General features: G+C 36.3%; 30 protein-coding genes and 1 pseudogene. 26 read left to right on the top strand and 5 right to left on the bottom strand.

The window, feature by feature from the left end; translation table 11 throughout:
* Positions 1-6: 6 nt before the first annotated feature.
* The 13 genes from rpsM to BUC25_RS18215 all read left to right on the top strand — a co-directional run bounded on the left by rpsM (position 7) and on the right by BUC25_RS18215 (position 9,406).
* The gene (gene rpsM / locus BUC25_RS18280; protein WP_073203316.1) at positions 7-372 is read left to right on the top strand and encodes a 30S ribosomal protein S13; all 366 of its coding nucleotides are present in this window, start codon (positions 7-9) and stop codon (positions 370-372) included.
* A 23-nt stretch (positions 373-395) separates the two neighbouring features.
* Positions 396-785, top strand: coding sequence for a 30S ribosomal protein S11 (rpsK, locus tag BUC25_RS18275; protein WP_058305708.1), 390 nt, complete (start codon positions 396-398; stop codon positions 783-785).
* A gap of 198 nt (positions 786-983) precedes the next feature.
* Positions 984-1,928 (top strand): DNA-directed RNA polymerase subunit alpha, encoded by a 945-nt coding sequence (locus tag BUC25_RS18270; protein ID WP_058305707.1) that lies wholly within the window; start codon positions 984-986, stop codon positions 1,926-1,928.
* 43 nt (positions 1,929-1,971) lie between these two features.
* The gene (rplQ, locus tag BUC25_RS18265) at positions 1,972-2,325 is read left to right on the top strand and encodes a 50S ribosomal protein L17 (protein WP_073203315.1); all 354 of its coding nucleotides are present in this window, start codon (positions 1,972-1,974) and stop codon (positions 2,323-2,325) included.
* A gap of 340 nt (positions 2,326-2,665) precedes the next feature.
* Positions 2,666-3,499: an energy-coupling factor transporter ATPase gene (locus BUC25_RS18260; protein ID WP_073203314.1), complete on the top strand. Its 834-nt coding sequence runs from the start codon at positions 2,666-2,668 to the stop codon at positions 3,497-3,499.
* Complete coding sequence (locus BUC25_RS18255) at positions 3,475-4,344, top strand: energy-coupling factor ABC transporter ATP-binding protein (RefSeq protein WP_073203313.1); 870 nt, start codon at positions 3,475-3,477, stop codon at positions 4,342-4,344. The genes BUC25_RS18260 and BUC25_RS18255 overlap by 25 nt, the downstream gene beginning before the upstream one ends.
* Positions 4,341-5,138 (top strand): energy-coupling factor transporter transmembrane component T family protein, encoded by a 798-nt coding sequence (locus BUC25_RS18250; protein ID WP_073203312.1) that lies wholly within the window; start codon positions 4,341-4,343, stop codon positions 5,136-5,138. The genes BUC25_RS18255 and BUC25_RS18250 overlap by 4 nt, the downstream gene beginning before the upstream one ends.
* Before the next feature lie 12 nt (positions 5,139-5,150).
* Positions 5,151-5,900 (top strand): tRNA pseudouridine(38-40) synthase TruA, encoded by a 750-nt coding sequence (gene truA, locus BUC25_RS18245; RefSeq protein WP_073203311.1) that lies wholly within the window; start codon positions 5,151-5,153, stop codon positions 5,898-5,900.
* A 174-nt stretch (positions 5,901-6,074) separates the two neighbouring features.
* The gene (gene rplM / locus BUC25_RS18240; RefSeq protein WP_073203310.1) at positions 6,075-6,515 is read left to right on the top strand and encodes a 50S ribosomal protein L13; all 441 of its coding nucleotides are present in this window, start codon (positions 6,075-6,077) and stop codon (positions 6,513-6,515) included.
* 19 nt (positions 6,516-6,534) lie between these two features.
* Positions 6,535-6,927, top strand: a complete 393-nt coding sequence (gene rpsI / locus BUC25_RS18235; RefSeq protein WP_058305700.1) for a 30S ribosomal protein S9 — start codon at positions 6,535-6,537, stop codon at positions 6,925-6,927.
* 827 nt (positions 6,928-7,754) lie between these two features.
* The gene (locus BUC25_RS18225) at positions 7,755-8,198 is read left to right on the top strand and encodes a hypothetical protein (protein WP_073203308.1); all 444 of its coding nucleotides are present in this window, start codon (positions 7,755-7,757) and stop codon (positions 8,196-8,198) included.
* Positions 8,199-8,846: 648 nt separating this feature from the next.
* Complete coding sequence (locus tag BUC25_RS18220) at positions 8,847-9,149, top strand: hypothetical protein (protein WP_073203307.1); 303 nt, start codon at positions 8,847-8,849, stop codon at positions 9,147-9,149.
* 98 nt (positions 9,150-9,247) lie between these two features.
* Positions 9,248-9,406 carry a hypothetical protein gene (locus BUC25_RS18215; protein WP_170862731.1) on the top strand — a complete coding sequence of 53 codons (159 nt, stop codon included), beginning with the start codon at positions 9,248-9,250 and terminating at the stop codon, positions 9,404-9,406.
* Positions 9,407-9,635: 229 nt separating this feature from the next.
* On the opposite strand, the gene BUC25_RS18210 is transcribed toward BUC25_RS18215, so the two are convergent.
* Positions 9,636-10,529 carry a DMT family transporter gene (locus BUC25_RS18210; protein ID WP_073203305.1) on the bottom strand — a complete coding sequence of 298 codons (894 nt, stop codon included), beginning with the start codon at positions 10,527-10,529 and terminating at the stop codon, positions 9,636-9,638.
* 163 nt (positions 10,530-10,692) lie between these two features.
* On the opposite strand from BUC25_RS18210, the gene BUC25_RS18205 reads away from it, so the two are divergent.
* Positions 10,693-11,205, top strand: coding sequence for a type 1 glutamine amidotransferase domain-containing protein (locus BUC25_RS18205; RefSeq protein ID WP_073203304.1), 513 nt, complete (start codon positions 10,693-10,695; stop codon positions 11,203-11,205).
* Positions 11,206-11,229: 24 nt separating this feature from the next.
* On the opposite strand, the gene BUC25_RS18200 is transcribed toward BUC25_RS18205, so the two are convergent.
* Complete coding sequence (locus tag BUC25_RS18200; protein ID WP_073203303.1) at positions 11,230-11,577, bottom strand: winged helix-turn-helix transcriptional regulator; 348 nt, start codon at positions 11,575-11,577, stop codon at positions 11,230-11,232.
* 136 nt (positions 11,578-11,713) lie between these two features.
* Here BUC25_RS18200 and BUC25_RS18195 point away from each other — a divergent pair, with 136 nt between their 5' ends.
* Both BUC25_RS18195 and BUC25_RS18190 read left to right on the top strand, forming a co-directional pair.
* On the top strand, positions 11,714-12,769 hold the full coding sequence (locus BUC25_RS18195) for an LLM class flavin-dependent oxidoreductase (protein WP_073203302.1): 1,056 nt from the start codon (positions 11,714-11,716) through the stop codon (positions 12,767-12,769).
* 10 nt (positions 12,770-12,779) lie between these two features.
* Positions 12,780-13,346 carry an NADPH-dependent FMN reductase gene (locus tag BUC25_RS18190; protein ID WP_073203301.1) on the top strand — a complete coding sequence of 189 codons (567 nt, stop codon included), beginning with the start codon at positions 12,780-12,782 and terminating at the stop codon, positions 13,344-13,346.
* Between the two features lie 47 nt (positions 13,347-13,393).
* On the opposite strand, the gene BUC25_RS18185 is transcribed toward BUC25_RS18190, so the two are convergent.
* Positions 13,394-14,614, bottom strand: a complete 1,221-nt coding sequence (locus tag BUC25_RS18185; RefSeq protein ID WP_073203300.1) for a hemolysin family protein — start codon at positions 14,612-14,614, stop codon at positions 13,394-13,396.
* A gap of 154 nt (positions 14,615-14,768) precedes the next feature.
* Here BUC25_RS18185 and BUC25_RS19905 point away from each other — a divergent pair.
* The 8 genes and pseudogenes from BUC25_RS19905 to BUC25_RS18150 all read left to right on the top strand — a co-directional run.
* Positions 14,769-14,912: pseudogene (locus BUC25_RS19905) on the top strand (MerR family DNA-binding transcriptional regulator); the annotation flags it as partial.
* Positions 14,913-14,948: 36 nt separating this feature from the next.
* Complete coding sequence (locus tag BUC25_RS19900; protein ID WP_244535217.1) at positions 14,949-15,188, top strand: hypothetical protein; 240 nt, start codon at positions 14,949-14,951, stop codon at positions 15,186-15,188.
* A gap of 75 nt (positions 15,189-15,263) precedes the next feature.
* A complete protein-coding gene (locus BUC25_RS18175) occupies positions 15,264-16,565 on the top strand; it encodes a hemolysin family protein (RefSeq protein ID WP_073203298.1) in 1,302 nt (433 codons plus the stop codon).
* A gap of 139 nt (positions 16,566-16,704) precedes the next feature.
* Positions 16,705-17,763 (top strand): TAXI family TRAP transporter solute-binding subunit, encoded by a 1,059-nt coding sequence (locus BUC25_RS18170; protein WP_073203297.1) that lies wholly within the window; start codon positions 16,705-16,707, stop codon positions 17,761-17,763.
* On the top strand, positions 17,753-18,286 hold the full coding sequence (locus tag BUC25_RS18165) for a DUF1850 domain-containing protein (RefSeq protein ID WP_073203296.1): 534 nt from the start codon (positions 17,753-17,755) through the stop codon (positions 18,284-18,286). The genes BUC25_RS18170 and BUC25_RS18165 overlap by 11 nt, the downstream gene beginning before the upstream one ends.
* 37 nt (positions 18,287-18,323) lie before the next feature.
* The gene (locus tag BUC25_RS18160; RefSeq protein ID WP_073203295.1) at positions 18,324-20,537 is read left to right on the top strand and encodes a TRAP transporter permease; all 2,214 of its coding nucleotides are present in this window, start codon (positions 18,324-18,326) and stop codon (positions 20,535-20,537) included.
* A gap of 107 nt (positions 20,538-20,644) precedes the next feature.
* Positions 20,645-21,361 carry an N-acetylmuramoyl-L-alanine amidase CwlD gene (gene cwlD, locus BUC25_RS18155; RefSeq protein ID WP_073203294.1) on the top strand — a complete coding sequence of 239 codons (717 nt, stop codon included), beginning with the start codon at positions 20,645-20,647 and terminating at the stop codon, positions 21,359-21,361.
* A 257-nt stretch (positions 21,362-21,618) separates the two neighbouring features.
* Positions 21,619-22,665 (top strand): Mrp/NBP35 family ATP-binding protein, encoded by a 1,047-nt coding sequence (locus BUC25_RS18150; RefSeq protein WP_073203293.1) that lies wholly within the window; start codon positions 21,619-21,621, stop codon positions 22,663-22,665.
* A 47-nt stretch (positions 22,666-22,712) separates the two neighbouring features.
* Here the strand turns inward: BUC25_RS18150 and gerD are convergent, their stop codons facing one another.
* Positions 22,713-23,378, bottom strand: a complete 666-nt coding sequence (gene gerD, locus BUC25_RS18145; protein WP_073203292.1) for a spore germination lipoprotein GerD — start codon at positions 23,376-23,378, stop codon at positions 22,713-22,715.
* 255 nt (positions 23,379-23,633) lie between these two features.
* On the opposite strand from gerD, the gene BUC25_RS18140 reads away from it, so the two are divergent.
* Positions 23,634-24,221 (top strand): KinB-signaling pathway activation protein, encoded by a 588-nt coding sequence (locus BUC25_RS18140; protein WP_073203291.1) that lies wholly within the window; start codon positions 23,634-23,636, stop codon positions 24,219-24,221.
* Between the two features lie 16 nt (positions 24,222-24,237).
* Here the strand turns inward: BUC25_RS18140 and pdaB are convergent, their stop codons facing one another.
* Entirely contained in the window at positions 24,238-25,011 is a 774-nt protein-coding gene (pdaB, locus tag BUC25_RS18135) for a polysaccharide deacetylase family sporulation protein PdaB (RefSeq protein WP_244535216.1), read from the bottom strand.
* Between the two features lie 240 nt (positions 25,012-25,251).
* On the opposite strand from pdaB, the gene BUC25_RS18130 reads away from it, so the two are divergent.
* Entirely contained in the window at positions 25,252-25,473 is a 222-nt protein-coding gene (locus tag BUC25_RS18130) for a hypothetical protein (RefSeq protein ID WP_073203289.1), read from the top strand.
* Positions 25,474-25,740: the final 267 nt, after the last annotated feature.

Genomic DNA, 25,740 nt, shown 5'->3' with positions numbered 1-25,740 from the left:
CAATCTATGGCACGTATTTCTGGTGTAGATATTCCGCGTGATAAACGTGTAGTGATTGCTTTAACCTATATTTATGGTATTGGGAAAACAACTGCTAAGAAAGTATTAGAAGAAGCTGGTGTTAATGAAAACACTCGTGTTCGTGATTTAACAGAAGAAGAATTAGGTCAAATCCGTCAAAAAATGGACAGCTATAATGTAGAAGGTGACCTTCGTCGTGAAGTATCTCTTAACATTAAGCGTCTAATTGAAATTGGTTCCTATCGTGGTGTGCGTCATCGCCGTGGTTTACCAGTTCGTGGACAAAAAACGAAGAACAACTCACGTACTCGTAAAGGTCCAAGAAAAACAATGGCTAACAAAAAGAAATAACTTAAAAGGAGGTTTGCTAACTTATGGCTCGTAAATCAAATACACGTAAACGTAAAGTGAAAAAGAATATAGACACGGGTATAGCACATATCCGTTCTACATTTAATAATACAATTGTTACGATTACTGATGTACAAGGTAATGCACTTAGCTGGAGTAGTGCAGGAGCGCTAGGCTTTAGAGGTTCTCGAAAATCTACACCTTTTGCAGCACAAATGGCTGCTGAGGCTGCAGCGAAAACAGCTCAGGATCATGGTGTGAAATCTTTAGAGGTTACAGTGAAAGGACCTGGTGCTGGACGTGAAGCAGCAATTCGTTCACTTCAAGCAGCAGGTATAGAAGTAACAGCTATTGTGGATGTAACGCCAGTTCCTCACAATGGTTGTCGCCCGCCAAAACGTCGTCGAGTATAATAATCACAGTATATTATTTGTTAATCTGTCTATAATGGTTTATGATAGCTTAATAAAGTTTTATAAAATTAGTATTAAATACACCATTTGGGTTCGACAGAAGTTGCATAGTGCAGAAACGGGAACTGCCTACCTGGGGAATTTCGGTTAGACAAAGGTCTAACCGGGGTTTCGACGTTTTAGAGGAGGGTTTAATAGATGATCGAAATTGAAAAACCAAAAATAGAAACAGTAGAGATCAGTAATGATGCTACCTATGGCAAATTTGTTGTAGAACCACTAGAACGTGGATATGGTACTACACTTGGTAACTCCTTGCGTCGTATCCTATTATCTTCACTTCCTGGCGCTGCTGTTACATCTGTTCAAATGGATGGAGCATTACACGAGTTTTCAACAGTTGAAGGAGTAGTTGAGGACGTTACAACTATTATCTTAAACTTAAAACAACTTGCTCTTAAAATCTATTCAGATGAAGAAAAAACGCTAGAAGTAGATGTACAGGGAGAAGGAAAAGTTACGGCTGCAGATATCATTTTTGATAGTGATGTCGAAATTTTAAATCCAGATCTTCACATTGCTACAGTTGGTAGTAATGGCCATTTAAAAATGAAAATTTCAGCACAAAGCGGTCGAGGATATCGTCCAGCTGACACAAACAACCATGAAGATCGTCCAATTGGTGTTATTCCAGTGGACTCTATTTTCACGCCCGTATCTAAAGTGACGTATCAAGTTGAAAATACTCGTATTGGTGAAGATGCCAATTATGATAAACTTACTTTTGATATTCAAACAGACGGAAGTATTCGCCCAGAAGAAGCAGTATCATTAGGTGCTAAAATCTTTACGGAGCATATGAATATTTTTGTTGGATTAACGGACGAAGCCAAAAACGCTGAGATTATGATTGAAAAAGAAGAAGACCAAAAAGAAAAAGTTCTTGAAATGACGATTGAAGAACTTGATTTATCAGTAAGATCTTATAACTGCTTGAAACGTGCAGGTATTAACACGGTACAAGAGTTAGCTCATAAATCAGAAGAAGATATGATGAAGGTTCGTAACTTAGGTCGCAAATCACTTGAAGAAGTGAAACATAAATTAGAAGATTTAGGTTTAGGTCTACGTAACGAAGATTAATCATGACACCTTTTAGAGATCTAGAATGAAGGAGGGATAATCCATGGCTAGAAAACTAGGACGTACATCAGATCAGCGAAAAGCACTATTACGTGGTTTAGCTACTGACCTTATTGTACACGAACGTTTAGAAACAACCGAAGCAAAGGCAAAAGATCTACGCTCGGTTGTAGATAAAATGATTACACTTGGTAAACGTGGTGACATTCATGCTCGCCGTCAAGCTGCAGCATTTTTGTATAATGCAGAAGCAAATGAAAATGAAGTTGCGGTACAAAAACTATTTAGCGACATTGCGGGTCGCTATGAAGATCGTCAAGGTGGATACACAAGAGTGCTTAAATTAGGACCTCGTCGCGGTGATGGGGCTGAAATGGCAGTCATTGAATTAGTATAATTGAATACCAAAAAGCAGGGGCAGGAGCCACTCTCATTACGAGGTGCATCCAAGCCCTTTTTTTGTAAGCAAGGAAAGGATATAATCAGCGGTATCAAGGTATTTGTTTTCGAAGTATTCAATTTGAAGTGTAGTATATATGAATCCACCGCTCCGGCTGTCCACTTCCCTTTCCGTGGCGTTTTCCAAAGCGGGTGTATTACCTATCTTCCATTTCAAAATCACTACTAAAACGACCAGGTGAGCTTTCCCGGTTTTTCTTACACTTCTCTTTCAGTGGGAGTATGGTAAAATGAGAGATAATATTACCCGGGAAATATAGCGATAAAGGATGTTTTTTATGTCTGCAATCGAATTTCGAGAAGTATTTTTTCGATATAATGAAGAATCTCCATTTGTATTAAAGAATTTTAACTTGACGATAGAACAAGGTCAAACTGTCGCAGTTCTTGGCCATAATGGATCAGGAAAATCAACCGTTTCTAAACTAGTTAATGGATTGTTAACGCCACAGAGTGGTGAAATACTAGTAAATGACACGAAGATTAGAACATCTAATGTCTGGGAAATCCGCAAAAATGTCGGAATGGTTTTTCAAAATCCCGAAAATCAATTTGTTGGTACCACGGTAAGAGATGATGTAGCATTCGGATTAGAAAATCGAGGAATACCACGCGATGAAATGGAACAACGAATAAAGCAAAGTTTGATGAACGTTGGCATGGAGCAATATATGGACCATGAGCCACATCATCTTTCAGGTGGACAAAAACAACGAATTGCTATCGCAAGTGTGATGGCAATTAAACCAGAAATATTATTACTAGATGAAGCGACCTCTATGTTAGATCCGAAAGGGCGTAAAGAGATTCTAGCAACCATACAGACATTAAAGAAACATGGAAAAATGACTATGGTGATGATTACGCATGACTTAAACGAAATCGTATTAGCTGACAGAATCATCGTGATGAACAAAGGGAATATATATTTAGATACCACCAAAGAGCTATTATTTACACATCACAAAAAACTAGAATCAATTGGACTTACATTACCATTCACAGTCGAATTGGCATTAGAATTAGAAAAGTATGATTATCAATTTGCCTTATATCCATTAAATTATAAGGAGTTTAATAAGGAATTATGGACATCCAATTTAAACAAGTAAGCTACACATATCAACCACATACACCATTTGCCTATCAAGCAATCCGTAATATCAATCTATCAATTTCATCTGGTGAATATATCGCGATCGTAGGTCATACTGGGTCAGGTAAATCCACACTACTACAGCATATAAACGGATTGTTACTACCAACGGATGGTGAAGTACAAATAGGTGAATACATATTATCAAGTAATAATAAACGACAGGATTTGAGAAAATTACGTGAAAAAGTAGGAATTGTCTTTCAATATCCTGAGCACCAACTTTTTGAAGAAACTGTGGAGAAGGATATTAGTTTTGGACCACATAATTTCGGTATTCCGAAAGATGAAATCTCAAAACGCGTGTTGAGTTCAATTGAAAAGGTAGAATTGCAAACCAATTTTTTAGAAAAGTCGCCATTTGAGTTAAGTGGAGGACAAATGAGAAGAGTGGCAATTGCAGGTGTTCTAGCAATGGAACCAGAGGTGTTAATTCTGGATGAACCTACAGCAGGATTAGATCCAAAAGGACAAATTGATATAATGAAAATGTTCTATCAGTTACATCAATCGAAACAGATGACAACGATATTAGTGACACACCAAATGGATCATGCGCTTAAGTATGCGGATCGTATCATTGTATTAGCAAATGGAGAAGTATATATGGAAGGAAATCCAGAAGAAATATTCTCAAAAACAAACCAATTACAAGAAGTAAATCTTGATGTACCGGAGATTCTCACTTTAATTCAGGACTTCAATCAGCGATTTAACGGAACTATTCGTTATCAGCGTCAATCGATTGCAGAATTAGCAAAGGAAATAGTCGAACATTTTAGGGAGAATAAACGGTTATGAAATCATTTATGATAATAGGACAATTTGTACCAGGCACTTCTTCGTTACACAAGTTAGATCCTCGAACTAAAATGGTAACGATATTTAGCTTTGTGATTATTGTTTTTTTTGCTAATAATGTATTAAGTTATGGCTGGTTGGCCCTTTTTTCATTAGCCCTTATTTTGTTATCCAAAATTCGTATACCTTATATTTTAAAAGGAATTACACCTGTTTGGTTTTTAATTATATTTACGTTTATTTTGCATTTATTTATTACAAGAGAAGGACCTGTTCTTTTAGAAATCAGCACTTTTAAAATTTATGAAGGTGGCGTCATCCGAGGATTAACCATTTCACTGCGCTTTTTGCTGCTTGTGTTAGTTACCTCTTTATTAACCTTAACCACATCACCAATGGAAATTACCGATGCTATTGAGGAATTGTTTGCACCTCTCAAAAAGATCAAAGTACCTGTGCACGAATTAGCTTTAATGATGTCGATTTCTCTACGGTTTATTCCGACTCTTTTAGAAGAAACCGAAAAAATTTCGAAAGCACAAGCATCACGTGGTGTTGATTTCCGCACAGGCACTTTGAAAGATCGAATGTATGCGATTGTTCCTTTATTAGTTCCTTTATTTATTAGTGCTTTTAAACGTGCTGAAGAATTAGCGATGGCAATGGAGGCTAGAGGTTATAATGGTAGTGAAGGTAGAACAAAACTGAGAGAACTAAAGTTAACAAATATCGATTATATCGCCATATTATTATACGTCATAATAAATATTATCTTTTTTACTTTAAGGCAGTAAGGAGCTTAAACGATGAGATTAAAAGCAACAATAAGTTATGATGGCACTCATTTTTCAGGTTATCAGATACAACCAAATGGCAGAACGGTCCAAGGTAAAATCGAAAAGGTCCTGACAAAAATGCATAAAGGAAAAGCGGTTAGAGTGATAGCTTCAGGGCGAACAGATCAAGGTGTTCATGCGGTAGGACAGGTTATTCACTTTGATACCGATTTAGAGATTCCTTTATCCAATTGGAAAAAAGCATTAAATACGATGTTGCCTGATGATATTGAGGTAGTAGACATCCAGATGGCAACCGAGGATTTCCATGCGCGTTTTGACGTGATAGAAAAAGAATACCGTTATTTTGTATTGAATTCGGATAAAAGAGATATTTTCAAACGGAATTTTTATTATTTTGTTAAAGAAAAGCTTGATCTCTCAGCTATTCAGTTGGCTAGCAACCATTTTCTTGGTACCCATGATTTTACCTCTTTTTGTGGAACGAATACGAATGTAAAAGGAGACAAAACTCGTACCATTACTGATATCTCTGTTGAGCAAAGGGGAGATACTATGATCTTTCGTGTAAGAGGGACTGGCTTTTTGTATAATATGGTGCGGATTATAGTTGGTACTCTATTGGAAGTAGGATTAAACAAAAAAAAACCAGATGACATCCCTCAAATTATCTGCCAGAAAGATCGTTCTCAAGCAGGAAACACCGCTCCTGCTCAAGGTCTTTATTTGTGGGAAGTAAGCTACCAGGAAAAAAGTTAACAAAAACAACGAATCCTTGCGTGCAATCTATTGACAAACCTTGTAGAATGTTATATTATGATCTATGGCATTTTATTTTCTAAACCACGGATAGCCCCGGAAAGTTACTCGTGTTAGAATATAAATTCGGACAAAATATAAGAGAGAATCAACAGATTTAGGAGGTAACCGATCATGCGAACAACTTTCATGGCAAATGAAGCTAATATTGAACGCAAATGGTTTGTTGTTGATGCAGAAGGTCAAACGTTAGGTCGTTTAGCAAGTGAAATTGCTACTATCCTTCGCGGAAAGCATAAACCAACATATACACCGCATGTTGACACTGGTGATCATGTGATCATCATCAACGCGGAAAAAATCGAACTTACTGGTAAAAAACTTAGCGATAAGTTATACCATCGTCACGCTACGAATCGCCCAGGTGGTTTAAAATCACGTACTGCTGGTGAAATGCGCGAAAAATATCCTGAGCAAATGTTAGAACTAACAATTAAAGGGATGTTACCTAAAGGTAAATTAGGTCGTCAAATGGGTAAAAAACTACATGTTTATCGTGGAGCAGATCATAAGCATGCAGCACAACAACCAGAAGTTTACGAACTTCGTGGATAATTAAAAGGAGGTTAACATAGTGGCACAAGTACAATACTACGGTACCGGACGCCGTAAAACTTCAACTGCACGTGTACGTTTAGTTCCAGGTACTGGACGTATCGTTGTAAATAATCGTGATGCGGAATCTTACTTCCCATACGAAACACTTCGTACAATTATTAAGCAACCATTAGCAGCTACAGAAACAGAAGGTAGCTATGATGTATTAGTAAACGTTGATGGTGGAGGATACACTGGTCAAGCTGGTGCAATTCGTCACGGCGTTGCTCGTGCATTATTGGAAGCTGATCCAGAATACCGCGCAACACTTAAGCGTGCTGGATACTTAACTCGTGACGCGCGTGCGAAAGAGCGTAAGAAATACGGTCTTAAAAAAGCTCGTCGTGCACCACAGTTCTCAAAACGTTAAGCAACCTTATATATCAAGAGTTTACCCTCTTTGCTCTTATACAGCAGAGAGGGTTTTTTATGTCCAATTTTGGAATTGAATACCCTTTGAATACCCCGAGCTAAACCTCATGTACTTCTACTTCTGAATCATCTCAGCTGTTTTCTCCTTCGTTTCATCGGTCACATGATTGTAGATATCCATCGTGGTTTTAGTAAAAGAGATAGTCGTATTATAATCAACAAATAATATATATATATAAGGGAATGCATTGTAAAAATTGGAATTTATTTTATAATAAGTGTATTGAATTGTGAATAAAAAGTGAAAAGTCTGTTGTCCCAGTGAAAAGGAAGGAGTGTATCGAAATCAATAAAAAAACAATCAGCACCACGTTATTGATAATAGGTTATTTAATCTTAATTTTAGTTTATTGGACCATTTATACGGATGCACAAAAACCAAGTGAAGGAGGAGTTGATCCAGTCGGGATTTTGTTTCGATTCGGTATAGAAATCAAAGAAGCTGTTTATACAGGTGCTTTCTTGTATGCCATCGTGATTTTTTTGAATAGAAAAAAGTTTTTCAGTGTTAAAGTGATTTCTGCCATAATTGGTTTAATAATTTTAATGTTCCCAGTGCTATTATTGGATTTTTTAGAGTTTCTTAGGCTCTTACGATATCTAAGAGGAGATGTATATACATAAAGAGTATCGACTAATTGTAGGGCGGTACTCTTTAAATAATTATTCATTCGATACTGAATCTAAAATGATATCTCTAATATTTAGTTATTATCTATTATTTAAAGATACAATGATTTCAAAAATTACCACGGAGGTTCATATATGAGAAACTTTAGATTATTCAATTGGTTAGCGGTAGTGATTTCTTTAGCGATTATCGGTTTTGTTTCAGTTATATTTTTGGTAATTGCAACAGATACCGAAGAAAAAGAGACACCGCAAAGCAATCAAGAAATAGAAGATGAGATACCGAATGAAGAAGAAAGAGCAGTTGCAAAGAAAGAAGAAGAAATGCGCTTAGCAGAAGAAAAAAGAGCGAAAGAAGAGGAAAAAGAAGACTTAAATCCTTTTCCAAATGATACGTTTTCTCATGCGGGTATATCTGACGAAAGATTTGAAAAATATCTATCTTTAATGGAAAACGATAATAAGGAAATAACAAAGGAACGTGTAGATTGGCTTATAATAGGATTAGATTTTGTATCTAAAGAATCCCGATCAGGATTTGAAGAACGAATCAATAGCTTAGAGGATAAAGTCCAATAATAGGGCTATTTTTTAAAACATTTTTGGACGGGAATGCTCTATTCTCAAGATATAAAAGATTTGTAGCAAGGGTTGTTTTTTAGCTATGTTTTTAATCTTTAATAGATAGATGTACGTCAAAACTTTTTAATGGAAGTGGTGCTATTCATATGATATACGAACAATTCACACATGGTGTTCATTCATGTATATTATCTATTGACCAGTATCAAGGATCAAAGGTATCAGTGTCTATTAATTATGACTACGACCCTCCGAATCTTATACCACCTGATCATATAACACATATTGACTGGGGTATGAAATTGCAAAGATTTTATCCAAAGTAAGAATATAGAACAACGGAACACGATCTGGGTATACCATGTTCGACAGTCATTCAAACAGATGGTTTACGAGTATATTAAAAACAAATTATCCACTCCGAATCGATTGATAAGATGTATATAGATACAACTAAATCCCGGGCGACGTAGTCGAAGTGATGCAGCTTTGAAGTAAGGCTTTATAATCTTGAATAAATCCCTGTAATTTATACATAATTTTGATATACTTACATAAGTTAGCAGAATTACCCAATTCTAAGTTTGGTCCATAATGTATGAACAACTTTATATACATAAATAGGCAAAAAAGGTGGAGATAACATTGCAAGATGAAAAAAAATATACGTGGCAGAGCTATACATCCTTCGGATTAGGTGTTTTATCTACTGTCATAGTTATTTCTTTTATTTTTTCACTGATACCTAGAGTACACACTTTTACAGTATTTGGTTTATTTGTAGTTAGTGTTTTTACTTCGGTTATAATGGGTATGATCGTTCTATGGCGAAAAAAAGAAAAGAAAACATTAGCCGCTATAGGTATAACTTTAGGATTAATAACTGGAGTTCTTGTACTCTTATTTATAATATTAATTTGGCTTATAACTCCTATTCATCCAGACTAAAAAACGGGAATGCTTCAAGAATCTTTGCATTATAGATTAAAAAGGGATTATGCCAAACCGATAGTATGAATTCCATTTGTATTGAGATCATTCAATCAATGGAACAAACCAAATCCTCTATTATTGCTTTTTTACAGGCATTGTTACTTCAGGAGAAAACATATAACTCAGCGAAAGTATATATGACTAATACATACCTGCCACTTGCGCAAGGTATTATTTATCTTGGTGAAGAAATAATTCGTCAAAAACATTAAGTAAATTTAAATTTTGTGAATCATAAATCATAAAGTAGAATTGATAAAAAGGGTCAATCTATTATTAAATCGGATAGAACATATCATTTGAAAGTCTAGAAATTTATTTAAGTTTAATTTCATACAGATAACCCACATAGGGAGCAAAGAGTACACCCTGTGTGGGTTATATCCGTTTATCAAATATCCACTAATTCAAAAAAATTCTGGATTAAACAGAGGTGTTAATTCATTTTTTCCTTTTCGCTAAAGTAGAAATAACAATACCACTAATAATCAAGCCTGTACCAATTACAATGCTTACCCCTATATCCTCATCTATTAGTAACCAGCCTAAAAACAACCCAAATACAGGTACTAACAATGTTGCGATCGTGGCAGTAGTCATTTCGATAGCATTTAAGACGAAAAACCATGCAGTGAAACAGAAAGCGGAAGCCAAAACCCCTGTAAATAGGATTATATAAAAGCTATAGGGCGTGAAGCTTATGCTATCGCCACCTTCTAGTACAACGGCGACTATAGCTAGACCAACGGTTCCAAATAACATTTGATAGGTGTTTACTTGCAATTGTGAAAGTTTAGAAACGGTTTTGCGATAATAGACATTAGAGGCACCCCATGAAATGGCGGCAATAATAATTAACGTTTCGCCAATTAATACTTCGGGTGTTTGATTTCTCCAAATATCCCAGCCTAAAATTGTGAATAGGCCTAATAAACCAAAGCTGAGACCGATTATTTTACCTTTTGTTACTTTTTCTTTTAGAATCCATACGGAAAGAACGGTGCTCCACACAGGCATTGAATATAATAAGACAGAAGACTTTCCTGCTTCTACAAATTGTAATCCATACATAACAAGAGTAAATACCACTGTCGTTTGTAAAAATCCAATGACAATCAAATGCTTCCAAGACCATAATGGAGGTCTTTTAACTTTCAGGAGTAAAAGCACGATGATCATGGTGAGCGTACCAGTAGCAAACCGGAAAGTAGAAAAGGTGAAGGGCCCCATGTAATTGACCGCTTCCTTCATCAATACCCAAGCATAACCCCAAATTAATGTGATAAGGAGTATCAGAAAAGCTACCATACTTTTATTTTGTGAAATGTTCTGCATAGTTATCTCCTTTAATTCATCTGCGTATTTTTCCATTGTAAAGGATAATGGTTATCGTGTTAACCGAAGAGTTTTATTATTGATGTTTACCAATAACTTCCTCGTGGTAATAATGAAAATGTAGAGAATACTAACTCTATCATTTAAGGAGGAATAGTTTAAAATGGCTAAAATTGCAACATTTATAACAGATATGTTTGAAGATGTTGAGTATACGGACCCTGCAAAGGATTTTAAGGAAGCGGGTCATCAAGTCGTAACGATTGAGAAGGAAAAAGGCAAGACAGTCAAAGGCAAACAAGGAGAGGCATCAGTTACAATTGATCAGACAATTGATGATGTGTCACCAAATGATTTTGATGCATTATTTATTCCAGGTGGATTTTCTCCTGATATATTAAGAGGAGACGATCGTTTCGTAGAATTCGCAAAACACTTTATGGATGAAAAGAAGCCGGTATTTGCGATTTGTCATGGTCCACAACTATTAATTACAGCAAAATCACTTGAAGGTCGAGACGTAACTGGTTTTAAATCGATCCAAGTCGACTTAGAATATGCTGGTGGAAAAGTACACGATAAAGAAGTAGTTGTTTGCCAAAATCAGTTAGTGACGAGTAGACAACCAGACGATATACCAGCTTTTGTTGAAGAATCAATCAAGTTATTGCCATAAGAATATAGATGAGAAGCATGGAATTCAACCATGCTTCTCTTTTACTTTCTCCTGTTTATGGAGTGTATGTTTAACTCCCCATTCATGCATCGCTTCTAAGATTGGTTGTAGACTTTTCCCATACTCTGTAATCGAATATTCGACTTTTGGTGGGACTTCTGGATATACGACACGCTCGACGATGTCCTCCGCTTCTAATTCACGTAACTGCTTAGTTAACATTTTCTGTGTAATTCCGGGCATACTTTTTCTAAGTTCATTAAAACGCTGTGTCCCGTGGTTGAGCAGATGCAGAAGAATAATCGGTTTCCATTTTCCAACTAAAATACTTAAGGCATCTTCTACTCGGCATGCATTTGGTTGATATTTCATGATCTGTCTCCTTTCTACGTTGACAGTATCTTATGAGATACTATATTACTTGAAAGTGCGTACTTACATTTTTGGTTGCTATCGTTCATAATAACATATGATACGTAAATTTCGTTGAAAGAAAGGCTGTTGTATAATGGAAAAATATCGAATCGATGCAAGTAAAGGTTTAGAATTTGGTTTATATACATTAGGGGATCATTTGCCCAATCCATCTACAGGTGAAAGAATTCCTGCCGGGCAGAGATTAGAGGAAATTATTGAACTAGCAAAACTAGCAGATGATGTTGGCATCGACTTCTTTAGTGTGGGGGAAAGTCATCAGGAGTACTTTACCACCCAAGCACATTCTGTTGTTTTATCTGCTATTGCGCAGGCAACAGAAAATATTAAAATAGCAAGCTCATCAACGATTATTAGTACCCTCGATCCAGTTCGGGTCTATGAGGATTTTGCTACCATCGACTTGATTTCAAAAGGACGAGCAGAGATTATTGCTGGGCGTGCTTCCAGGGTCGGAAACTTTGACTTGCTCGGATATGATCTACATGACTATGAAGAATTATATGAAGAGAAATTTGATCTATTATTAAAAATAAATCAAGAAGAATATGTTAATTGGGAGGGGCAGTATCGTGCGCCACTTAGAGATGCACATATTCTACCTCGACCACTAAATGGCTCACTACCAATTTGGCGAGCGGTTGGTGGACATCCATCAAGTGCAGTTAAAGCAGGTTATGCCGGAGTGCCGATTTTTCTAGCTACATTGGGTGGACCTGTATCGATTTTTAAACGGACCATTGATAGTTATCGGGATGCCTTAAGACAAGCGGGACATGATCCGGCACAATTTCCGGTTGCAACCGCTGGCTTTTTCTATCTAGCTGAGACAACACAGCAAGCACAACGAGAAATGTATCCATCGGTTAATGAAGGGATGCAAAAGACGAATGGCAGAGGTTATCCCAAGCAACATTTTGCGCAGGGCGCTGATAAGCGTGATGTCATGAATGTTGGAAGTCCACAAGAGGTGATTGAGAAAATTCTTTATCAACATGAAATGTATGGTCACCAACGCTATATTGCACAAATGGACTTTGGCGGTGTACCTTTTGATAAATTAAGAAAAAATATCGAGTTAATTGGTAAAGAAGTATTGCCAGCGATTCGAAAGTATACGAAGAAATAGGAGGCCAATGATGAAGGTAGTAGCAATTGCAGGATCGATCGTCGGCTCTAAAACAAAAACCGCAACTAGTTATGCAGTCAAAACACTTGAAGATAAGTACCCGGATTTAGAGGTTACCATGCTTGATTTAGCAGAGTATGACATTCAGTTTAGTGATGGTCGCAATTATTTAGATTATCAAGGGGATACTAAGAAGGTGACGGAAACGATTATGGCGGCAGATGCGATTATTATTGGAAGTCCGATTTTTCAAGCATCGATTCCCGGTACTTTAAAGAATGTGTTCGACTTATTGCCAGTAGATGCTTTGCAACATAAAGTAGTGAGCATGATTATCACCGCTGGATCTCAAAAGCATTATCTGATTCCGGAACAGCAATTAAAACCAATTTTAGGGTACATGAAGGCGCAAATCGTTCAAAGCTATGTATTTATCGAAGACATTGAATTCTATCGTCAGGAAATAACGAATGACGATGTCTTATTTCGAATCGAACGACTTGTTGAAGATACTGTGACCCTGACAGGAACCTATCAGGAGATTCGAGAAAGAGAAGAAGCTAAATACGATTTTTAACTAAAAAAATAAAGTGCGCCTATTTTGAACAGGCGCACTTTTTAAAACTATTTAATAATCTGAACTTGCTTAATCGTCCTGCCATCTGTTTCAAGAATTTTAAAGGTTAAATTATTAATTTCGATTGTTTGCCCTTCTTCAGGAAAGTAATTTAATTCCTTTAATAAATATCCTGCAAGAACGTCTTCCTCTTCTGGAATCTCTGTATGAAAAATCGAATTTAAACGGCGTAATGAAATTTTCGCATCACATATGAGTTCTGTTTCCGTTAAGGTATCAACCAATGATTCATTGTCTAAGTCCGTTTCATCTTCAATTTCTAAACCGATCATCGCTTCAATAATATCTTCATGGGTAAGAATCCCTTCTGTACCGCCATACTCATCTAATACAATAGCCATGTGTTTCTTTTCTTTTGTCATTTCGCGAAAGACCCATTCTATCGACTGGAACTCATATACTAGTAATGGGTTTGTGTCACTATAGATTTCAAGTGATTTACTTTGATCGGTTGACCAACTTAATAAATATTTGGAATGGAAAACACCAACGATTTTATCAATATCTTCCTCATAAATAGGGTACCTTGTAAAAGGATTTTCTATTGCAATATTTCTTATTTCTTCGTAGCTAGCCGTACTTGCTAACGCTACAACTTCTACACGTGGCGTTTTCAAAACATCTTTGACCGTTAAATTATAAAAGTCAAGAACCCCCTTTATTCGATGGGATTCTTCTTGGTGAAACATACCCTCAGAGTCAGCAATATCTACCATTGCTCGTAACTCATCTTTTGAGATAGAAGTGTCTTGTTCTTGCCCTCTTGAAAGGACTTTCGTGATAAACCCAGTTAACCCATTAAGCAGAATAGTGATTGGTTTAAGGATGATCACGACAAATTTGATAACCGGATATACTATGTATGCAATTCGATCAGGAAAAGTTGCTGCAACGGATTTCGGAATTACTTCTGCAAATACGATAATGGTGATGGTAAGAATTGCTGAAGCTATTCCTACATTATAGTCATATTGGATCGCAATGGTAGTTACCAGGGTTGGAAGTAATATATTTGCGATATTATTTCCAATCAATATTGCTGTTATAAATTCACTTGGCTTAGAAATCAGTTTTAATAACTTCTCTGATTTCAGATCATTATTTCTAGCTTTTGTTTGTAGTTTCATTTTATTTGCAGCTGTTAATGCAGTCTCACTTCCTGAAAAAAATAGCGAGACCAATAAAAGAACCATAATGGCGACGAACATGAAAATAAATTCCTCCTTAAGATTATACACAACGATTGATTTGTTCGTTGAATTCATATGGATGGTTATCAATGTTATAAATATATTCTACCAAGCATAACGTGGTACTGTACAGTTTTAACAAAAGCGATTACAATTAAAAAGAGGTGATGTCATTGGGAAGTTATTAAGAATTGGACAATTAGCGAATGCAAGCAATGTATCAAAACGTACTATAGATTATTATACGAGGATCGGTCTACTGACATGTGAACGTTCTGACACGAATTATCGGTTATATAATCAAAAAGCTGTCGAAGAGATACGTTTTATTGAAAAATGTAAAAAAATGAACATGACTTTAGAACAAATTAAAGAAAAGAAGTGGCTATTAAAACTTGAAGAAATCGATAAAAATACAACTTTAGCTCAAGCAGACCAAATTACTAAAAAAATGAGCGATTTAAAAGAAGAGATAAAGGAAATACATGCCATGTTTGAAAAGATGGAAACGCAAGATCAAATCACTGTTTTAAAGAATATTAAGCCTCAAACGGTTGCTCTCATTCAAGCATTGATTTTATTTTCTAGCTAATTATTATATAATAGGTATGTAAACGATATCATATAAATGTGTAAATTTATTTAAATTATAGGAGTGTGAGTTTTTTTGGACGATATACCGCTGAATTCGATTACTTTATTAATGAGTTTAATAATGTTGTCAGCTTTTTTCTCATCAGCAGAAACAGCTTTTTCTAGTGTCAATAAAATCAGGTTAAAACATTTCGCTGACGAAGGCAGACCAGGGAGTAAAAGGGCTCTCCAAATTGCAGAGCAGTTTGACAAGACACTGTCCACCATTTTAGTGGGGAATAATATTGTTAATATTGCTGCTGCAAGTATTGCCGCTACCGTAGCTACAGATATATTTGGGGGAAGTCTTGCTTTAGTTGGTAGCACAGTTGTTATGACGATTCTTATCCTTATTTTTGGTGAAATCCTTCCTAAATCATTGGCAAAAGAACATGCTGAAAGCTATTCTTTACTAATAGCGAATATTTTATATGTATTAATTCATGCGCTGACACCAGTAAACTTTCTATTTCTTCAATTAAAAACCGTTGTCTCGAAACTTTTTGCAAAGAGTAATCAACTGCCCTCGGTAACAGAGGAAGAAATCAAGGTAATGCTGGATATTAGTGAAGAGGAAGGCGTTATTGATAAAGAAGAACGCGAGCTTATTTATCGATCAATGGATTTTGATGAAACTGTAGCAGAAGAAGTATTAACACCAAGGATTGACGTGGTAGCCATTGAAATTAGCCAATCGGTCGAAGAAATTAAACATATATTTTTTGAAGAACGTTTTTCTAGAATACCTGTTTATGAGGAAACAGTTGATAATATTATTGGTATATTGTCAGAAAAGGAATTCTTAACACATCTAGTGAAGTATGGTGATGTAAATATAAAAGAACTCATAAGAGAACCGTTATTTGTCGTTGAATCGATGAAAATATCAACTCTCTTGCCACAATTGCAAAAGGAAAAAGTTCATATGGCGATTGTGTTGGATGAGTTCGGAGGTACTTCCGGTTTGATTACTCTAGAGGATGTACTTGAGGAAATCGTTGGAGAAATTTGGGATGAACAAGACGAAAAGGTAAATGCCATGTCTAAAATTAATGATAAGGTGTATAGCTTTGATGCTCAATATCAGTTAGATGATTTTGCTGAAGTATTAAATATTGCCAAACCCGAAAGTTCCTATCATACAATAGGTGGTTGGGTGATCGAGAATATCAAGGCAATACCAAAAGATGGGGATCGCTTTGAATACGAAAATATGCAAGTTTTTGTTGATGAAGTAACAGACCGGAGAGTACGAAAAGTGAGAATTGAAATACAAGAAGCGGAAACGAAAGAGAGTCCGCTTTTTCGACTGAAACATTTAGGAGAGGCGCAATAAGGAAATATCCTTCTTCCACTATAGGGAGAGGGATATTTTTTTATGGAAATTTATCAAACGAACTACTTCAGTATCTTTTAAAAAAGGATTGGAATACACTTTGGCTTTTACACATAAAAAATAGTAAGGGGGTATGTAGATGAAAAAGTATAGTTTGTTAATAATCTTCTTTTTAGTAGGAATCGTGTTAGTAGCTTGTGGTAATGGAGCGGGTGACGTTAAAGATGATGAAGGGAATGAAGAAGCACAAGAAGAAACATCAGAGGATCAAGCTACAGAAGAAGAGGAAGCAGACACAGAAACTGATGAAGCAAGTTCAGCAGAAGGCTGGGTAGAAGATATTACTGTATTAACAGGTGGTGAAGCGGGTGTTTATTTTCCGCTTGGAGTAGCGATGGCGGAAATAATCAGTGAGCATGTGGATGGTGTTACCGCAACAGGTATTTCCAGTGGAGCTTCTGTTGTAAATGCGAACGAATTAAGTGATGGCCAAGCACATTTTGGTCTTGTCCAAAACGATATTGCGTACTATGCGCATGAAGGTTCTCAAATGTTTGAAGAAGTGGTAGACGGTTTTAGTGGTGTTTTTACTATTTATCCTGAGACGATTCAAATCGTTACATTAGCAGATAGTGGTATTGAAACTGTCGAAGATTTAGTAGGTAAACGGGTGGCTGTAGGTGATGTCGGTTCAGGAACAGAGGCTAACGCGAATCAAATTCTAGCCGCTCACGATATTACGTACGATGACATTAATGAAGAATGGATGGATTTTGGCGACGCGTCCACGAATTTACAAGATGGAAATATTGATGCTGCATTCGTTACAGCAGGAACACCAACAGGAAGTATTCAAGAATTAGCGGCAAGTGCTGATATCAAGATAGTGAGTATTACGGAAGATAAGATCGATGAAATTGTAGAAGAATACCCTTACTATACAAAAGTAGAATTAGATGAAAACACCTATGAAAACTTTGATGCTACTGCAACTACAATCGCTCCTCAATCGATGCTAATTGTTAGTGATGATCTGCCTGAAGACCAAGTATATGAAATAGTGAAGGCTATTTTTGACAATATAGATGCCATGGAGAACGCACATGAACGTGGCAAGGATTTAACAATTGATACAGCTCAAGAGGGTATGTCGATTGATTTACATCCAGGAGCACAACGCTTCTTTGATGAACAATAATAATCAAGACGAGAAGAAGGCATTGCTAAATAGCGATGCCTTCGTTCCCAAAATGTTGATTATAATAGCCTTTAGTATACTCGTTGTTATTGGTAGCTGGTGGCTCTTGAAGCAACCACATTATCAATTAGTTATTACCGATATGAATTCAAAAGAAGTGTTATGGCAACGTGATATAGAGAAAGGGGATCAGTTTGCCCATCAATATATCCATTCCGTGGAGAAGTCTCCGGTTAAGGAAGTGTTTGAACTTTCTAAATCTGGAGAGCTTGTGACAATGGAAAGTTGGACAAAGTCATTTGGTGCTGGACTCCCTTATCAGCATCAAGGCGATGTTTCGATAAAGGATGGTTTCTACGTAATGCAAAATTTAAACCGGCCTATACATGGAGGTGTACTGAGGATGAAGCCTTCAGATTTATATCCACACACATTTATTTTTCAAGAGGAGACTTTTTATCTTTCGAAAGAGCCGTTTGTTAAAAGAATAATCGAAATTAATGTTAAGAAGAAAGCGTGGTAGAGCCATTTAACCTTTGAATAAGAGGGGAGGAATACAGGTGGATGATGGTCACAAAAAGATGTTAAATGAATTAGAAGGTAGCGATCGTGAACTACGACATGGCTGGGCAGTTGCTGTTTTAGCAATCAGCGTTTTTTTATCTGCCTTTCATTTATATGTAGCTGGGTTTGGCTTGCCGGGTATCGGGTCTAAAACATTTTTAATCCTCCATTTAACAATAGGTTTGATCCTTGTTTTCTGCATGTTTCCAATAAAAAAAGGGATGCGTCAAAAGACAATCCCGTGGTATGACGTGGTAATTGCCCTCGTTGCATTAGCAGCAGGAATATATATTATTCAAAATCAAACAGCTCCATCCATTATGTCCGGTCGACCGACAGATATGGATTTGTTTTTTGGCGTGCTTTTGATCCTGCTTGTATTAGAAGCGACGAGGAGAGTCGTTGGGAAACCATTAGTGATTATTGCCCTTGTCTTTATTACTTACTTTTTCCTGGGTGAATTTATGCCAGGACAGCTGCAGCATTCAAGAGGAGATTTTGAGCGATTTGTTTATGAAATTACTTATCGTAATAACGGTATTTTTGGAACACCAATCTATGCTTCCGCCCAGTTTGTGTTTATCTTTATTTTATTTGGAGCAATTCTTGAGTCTACAGGTGCAGGGAAAATGTTTATAGATCTAGCTTTACGTATGTTTGGCAAATATAAAGGTGGGCCGGCAAAGGCGAGTGTAGTAGCAAGTGGTTTAATGGGAAGTATTTCTGGAAGTTCGACAGCGAATGCAGTAACGACGGGAACCTTTACTATTCCTTTAATGAAGCGAGTCGGCTTTAAACCACATGTTGCTGGTGGCGTCGAGGTTGCCGCATCTTCCAGTGGACAGTTTCTGCCACCGATTATGGGTGCAGCGGCATTTATTATGGTGGAATTCACAGGGATTCCTTATTATGAAATTATTCAAAGTGCGCTTATCCCTGCGTTGTTAGCTTATGTTGGTATTTTGTTTATGGTCCATTTTGAAGCATCTAAACATGGGATCCACGGAATGAAAAAAAGCGAACTTGCCTCAGGACGAAAATTATTAATTCAGCAAGGATATTTGTTAATCCCAATTCTGGTTTTGCTCTATTATTTAGTGGTTGCGCGAGTTTCCGTTAACAATTCTGCCTTTTTTTCAATTATTGTATTGCTTGTTTTAGCCGTCTTTGTCCAACGCTTTAGAAATAATATGACGCGTACGGCTATTGGTGCGTGTGGAGTCATTCTATTTACGGTTCTATTTCAATTTTTAATTGCCCCGATTAATCAAGGGTTAGACGCTCTTAATGGGATTTTAAATATAAGTTTCTTTAGTGCTGAAACGATTCGTTGGAAGCCAGAGATAGTAGTGTTAATGCTGATAGGTATTGGTTTAGCTCTTGTATTTGCTCTATCTCAAAAGCAATTGAAAGTGGAAAGTACCACTATGCGTTATGGTTTTAGTCAATTACTTTCAGGTTTTGAAACAGCTAGTCGTAATGCACTTTCTATTATTGTTGCTTGTGCAACAGCAGGGATACTTATCGGTGTGATTACCACCTCGGGATTATCAACGAAATTTACTAGCATTGCTATCGGTTTTTCGGAGACATTAACAAATGCAATGCCAGATGTATTAGTGACGGATAACACTCAATTATACTTTGCCTTGATTTTAACTGTGTTTGCATGTTTGTTGCTGGGCTTGGGTTTACCTACAACTGCTACCTATGTCGTTTTAGCAGCAATTGTCGCACCTGTATTGACAGACATGGGTGTGCATGTTTTAATTGCCCACCTTTTTGTTTTATATTATGGGGTATTAGCAGACGATACACCACCTATTAATTTACCAGCATATGCAACGGCAGGTATTGCAAAAGCTGGACCGGTTCGAACAGGGATTCAAGGTTTTAAGTATGATTCGGCTGCACTCTTACTGCCGTTCGTTTTCACCTTGAATCCAACCATTCTTATGTTAACAGATGTAGCATGGCATCAAATGGTTTGGGCGATCTTTACCGCAACCATCGGCATGGTCGCTTTTGCTTCCTTCATACAAAACTGGCTGATTCGAAAATATCATTGGTATGAAAGGATTCTTGCCTTAATTACTGCTTTGCTATTTATTCAGCATAATCTGGTAACAGATATTATTGCAGTAGTAACATTAACCATCATTTTTATCTTGCAATTTTTGTTATCACGGCGCAAGATTCAAAACCCGTAGTGCAATTTTTATTTCTATAGAACAAATTAAGAAGATTACTTTTTTTGGCATACTTTTTTTGCTTGTCCCATATAGTGATTACAGGAGAAGTATAGGGGGAAAAGCGGATGCCGAAGATTCTTAAATTAGTCGTATGGTTAATAGGCTTATTTTTATTAATAATTCTTATTCAATATCCAATGCAAAACTCAATGGATTCTTGGCAAACATGGTCACTACCTTTAGCTGGAAAGACAATTGTAATTGATCCAGGACATGGAGGTGTTGATGGGGGAGCTGAGGCTTCTGATGATACACAGGAAAAAGAAATCACATTAACTGTTTCTAACATGTTAAAAGACTATTTGCAGCAAGCGGGAGCCGTTGTGTATTTAACCAGAGAAGGTGATTATGATTTGGCTCAAGATGATACGAAAGGTTTATCGCGAAGAAAAACAGAGGATATTCAAAATCGTGTCGCTTTTATTAAAGAGAAAGAGGCAGACCTTTTCCTTAGTATACATTTAAATGCTTTGCCAGATCGCAGGTGGAAGGGTGCACAAACCTTTTTTCACCCGGGCAGGGAAGAGAATGAGCAACTGGCTAAAGCCATTCAGAATGAGATACGAAGGAACTTGGAAAATACCAATCGAGAAGCATTGGCTATTCAGCAAGTATTTCTTTTGAAATATGCAGAAGCTACAGGAGCGTTAGTTGAAATTGGTTTTCTCTCCAATGAAGAAGAGAAGGAATTACTAAAATCAACTAGTTATCAGCAAAAAATGGCTGCCAGTATTTATGAAGGAATTTTACAACATGAGACAAACCAAGCGGCTAATCGATAATTTTCGCTAACCATCATTGGGAGAAAAACACGCCCAATGATGGAAGCCTCACTTTACCACGATGCTAACCCTCCGTAATTCTCCCAATGCAGATTCTCATGAAATAAGAAAAAGGAGAATGGGAGAAAACGGAAGGTAACACCCTGATAAGTTTCGCTAACCATCAGTGAGAGAAAAAACACTCTCACTGATGGAAGTCTCACTTTATGTTATAATAGCTGATAGGATTAAATAGTTATTAATTGAGGTGACCTATTTTGCTAACTAAACAAAGTGTAATCGAACTTTTGCATAAAATGAAGGACCCCTTCCTACATAAAACGTTTGAAGAAACGGAAGGTATAGAAGAAGTTTTAATAAAAGAAGAAAAAAATCATGTTAGTGTCAAGCTGGCGATTGCGAAAACAAATACTGCCGAGCAGATGCAACTACAACAAGAGCTAGTTGGTGCTTTAAAGGAACTTGGTGCAGCGACTGTTGGTCTTCGTTTTAGTCAATTGCCTGAGGAAGTAATTGCGAAATTTCAACCAACGAAAGAAGAAGATCCATCTTTATTAAGCAAAGATTCCAATACAAATTTCCTAGCGATCGCAAGTGGTAAAGGTGGGGTTGGAAAATCAACGGTTACGGTTAATACCGCTGTTGCCTTGGCACGCTTAGGAAAAAAAGTAGGCGTGATAGATGCGGATATTTACGGGTTCAGTGTACCAGATATGATGGGTGTCGAAGAGAGACCAAAATTAAATGGGAATAAGATTATCCCTGTAGAACGTTTTGGTGTAAAAATTATGTCAATGGGATTCTTTGTTGAAGATAATTCCCCTGTCATTTGGCGTGGACCAAGACTAGGTAAAATGTTAACAAGTTTCTTTAAAGAAGTGGAGTGGGGAGAATTAGACTATCTATTGTTAGATTTACCACCAGGTACAGGTGATGTTGCATTAGATGTACACAATATGATCCCATCCTCAAAAGAATTAATTGTGACTACACCTCATCCAACAGCTGCATTTGTGGCAGCCAGGGCAGGACAAATGGCAATTAATACTGATCATGAAATATTAGGTGTTATTGAAAATATGTCCTACTTTGAGAGTAAAGTGACTGGTGAGAAGGAATATGTCTTTGGCAAAGGTGGAGGAGACAAGCTTGCAGAAGTCCTCGATACTACTGTCATTGGGCGACTTTCTCTTCAGCAACCATTTGAAGAAGATGGTGTTTTTGCACCATCTGTTTACCAGGAAGAACATCCAAATGGTCAAGAGTACTTAGCTGTTGCTAAACAAATTATAGAACAATTTTAAATGAAAAAGAGTGGAGCCATACATATTTGCTCCACTCTTTTTGCGTTTTAGTTGCTTTGTTTCTCTTTTTCTTTATTACTATCTTCGCTTTGTTGTTGCTGTTGGCCACCACTTTCTGAACTACCAGATCCTCCACCGGAAGAGCTGCCTTCACCTTCACTGGCAGGCTTCATTTCTTTTGCAGCATTTAGAATTAGTTCAGATAGCTTTGCCTTAAACATAGGAGAGTCAAACGTTTCTTCCATCACTTTTTCTAAATGTGAACGAAATTGTTGACTAGTGAGAAGTGTTAACGTTTGTTTTTCCATTTCTGGATTACTTAGCACTTCCATTAATTTCTTTTGGTATTCAGAATCACTCATTAGGTTTTTGATGACATCTTCTTGCTGTTCCTGAAGGGCCAATGCAAAGGATTCGACAAATTTAGGATCTTGAAACATCTTTGTCCAATATTCTTTCCCTTTATCAGAAGAAAGAGTCTCTGTCACAGCTTCTTTAATGACCTTTGAATCAATCACATAGGTCTGTTGCATATCATCACTGGCTAATACTTCTGTGATTGCTTTTTTTCCTTCATCTGTCTTTAATATATCTGCAACCATTTTTTTTGTTCCTTCATAGTCACCATTCTCTTTACTTTCGCCATTGCTTCCTCCACCACAGCTAGTTAATAATAGGAGGAGGATTAACATAATATATGGAAATCGGTTCATATATACCGCTACCTTTCATTACAAAAAAATATTCTGTATTTATAATATGGAGTCATTTATAATTAATATGTATGACAAGCGAAAAAAAATGAAGAACGTGTTAAAATACATAAAGTGAGATTTGAAATGAAAACTTTCACAAAGTTCGGAGAAACTTATAAGGCTGTTTAGCGTCCGTTTATCCTGCTAAAGCTCTTTTCTTGAAGTAGGTTTATTACGGAAGCTTATACCGTGATACATATAGGGGGATTTTTGTTGAAAAGTCGTAATGTTGTAAGGTTATTTTTTTCTACTTTATTATTAGGTGGTATTTCTACCTTGATAGCAAGTTTTTTTGTGAAATCTAATGTATATGCTGATTTCCTAAATCCATTTGATTGGTTTGAGGTATTAGGTTTAGTGATCTTTTTTCTGGCATTAGGTTTTGTATTTAGTTTAATAAGCCAGATGGGATTTTTTGCATATTTAACCATTAATCAATTTGCTCTAGGCATTTTTCGTAGTTATTGGCCGATGGTTCAAATTGCTTTAATTGCCTTTGCTTTATTCGATCTCGTTTACTTCAGATACAAGGGAGTTGAGAATGGTACAATAACGCCATTTCTATTAACCGCAATTGCCTTATTTGTGTATAGCTGGATCATAGCTCGTATAAAAGCGAAAGAAACGAATAAAAAAGCCTTTATTCCAGCTTTGTTTTTTATGGTTGTGATTACCTCAATAGAATGGGTGCCGGGTCTACGCACCAGTGGTGGCGACTACGCGTGGTTAATGATCGTACCTCTTGTACTATGTAATACCTATCAATTACTAATATTGCATCGTTTAACAGAAAAGAAATAGGGCTCAATATAGAGGCCTATTTCTTTTTTGATTGAAGTTCCTCGCTCTCTGATTCAGATAGTGTAATTAATTCAGAAATAGTCATAAAATCTTTGTTTTGCTTTTTAATCTCTGGTATCAATTGTTCCAGTGCCTTTTCTGTTTGTTTAACCGAATCGGAAGCGTGCAGTAAAATAATATCACCGTTACTTAAATTCTTTAACACATGATTAGTGATTTTTTTTGTTCCAGGATTTTTCCAATCGTTCGGGTTTAGACTCCAATGAATTACTTTTAACCCTTGGTTCTCAGCTAAATTGATTATTTCTTCGTTTAAGTGGCCATTTGGAGCTCTTAATAAATAGATGTCCTCATATCCGAGCTTAGTAAAAGTATCTTTAGCTTTGTTCAAATCTCTTCTTACTTGTTCTATGTCTTGTTCGACATATGATTTATATTGATATCCAAGCATGCCAATCTCATGATTTGCCTCAGCAATTTTATCCAATATATCAGGGTGACGTTCCGCCCATTCGCCACTTACAAAGAAAGTAGCGCTCACTTCTTCTGAGCTTAACCTCTCAAGGATGGGAATAACCTTTTCCGTGCCATGATTAATATTAAAGGTTAAAGCTATAGAAGAATTGTTTGTATTTCCTGTGTTTAACGCTCGCGGGTTATCTTGATCGGAAAATACGGTAGGTGTGTAATTCGATTCTAAAAATAAAAATAATGCCACAAATAAAGATATAGGAATAATGAAAAATACTTTCTTTTGTTTCTTAATGTCTAAAATATATAAACGTCTCAATATACATCCCTCCATTTGGTTGGGCTTGTCTTTATAAACGATATAGATGATGCAAGTCCCTCTTCATTAACAATATATGAGTGACTCTATTTAAATATGTTGTCTAATTATGTTTAAAAATAAGTTTTTTAAGGAATACAAGTAATGATAAATGGGGAAATTACCGTTTATAAAGACATTAACTTCTTGGGAAGTGAACGATTCAGTTTTATATAAGTACATATAATAGGAGTGGACAATATGTTAGGGTTATTAATTAATGAACAGGAGCAGCATGAATTACAATATGTTATTAAAAGAGAGTTAGAAGAATTATTATTAGATTTAGAAGACCACCGAATTGATAAAATGGTAAAAAAGGCGATGAGAGACCGATATAAAATGTTATTTCAGTTGTATACTCGAGTTGCGAGTGATGAAGAAATAAAAAAATATATCCCTAAGAAAGTACAAATAGAATAGAAATTAAAAATACTATATCTTAACAAGAAGCAGATATAGTATTTTTTTGAGATTATATTAATTATTTTCAAAAAGACTCTTGTCTAGTAATATGGAATATGGTATATTAGTTTCTGTTGTCGCGAAAAGCATGCAACCTTTTCAACAACTTTTTTGAAATCCGAAAAAGATATTGACTTCCTTTTTAATGCATGCTATATTATATTTCGTCGCAAAAAACGACACAACATTGATCTTTGAAAACTGAACAAAACAACCAGTATGATA

Origin of the sequence: Gracilibacillus kekensis (assembly GCF_900143085.1) — a bacterium.
Taxonomy (GTDB): domain Bacteria; phylum Bacillota; class Bacilli; order Bacillales; family Amphibacillaceae; genus Gracilibacillus; species Gracilibacillus kekensis.
Note: the sequence above shows the minus strand (reverse complement) of the source record. Positions and strands in the feature narration are given on the sequence as shown.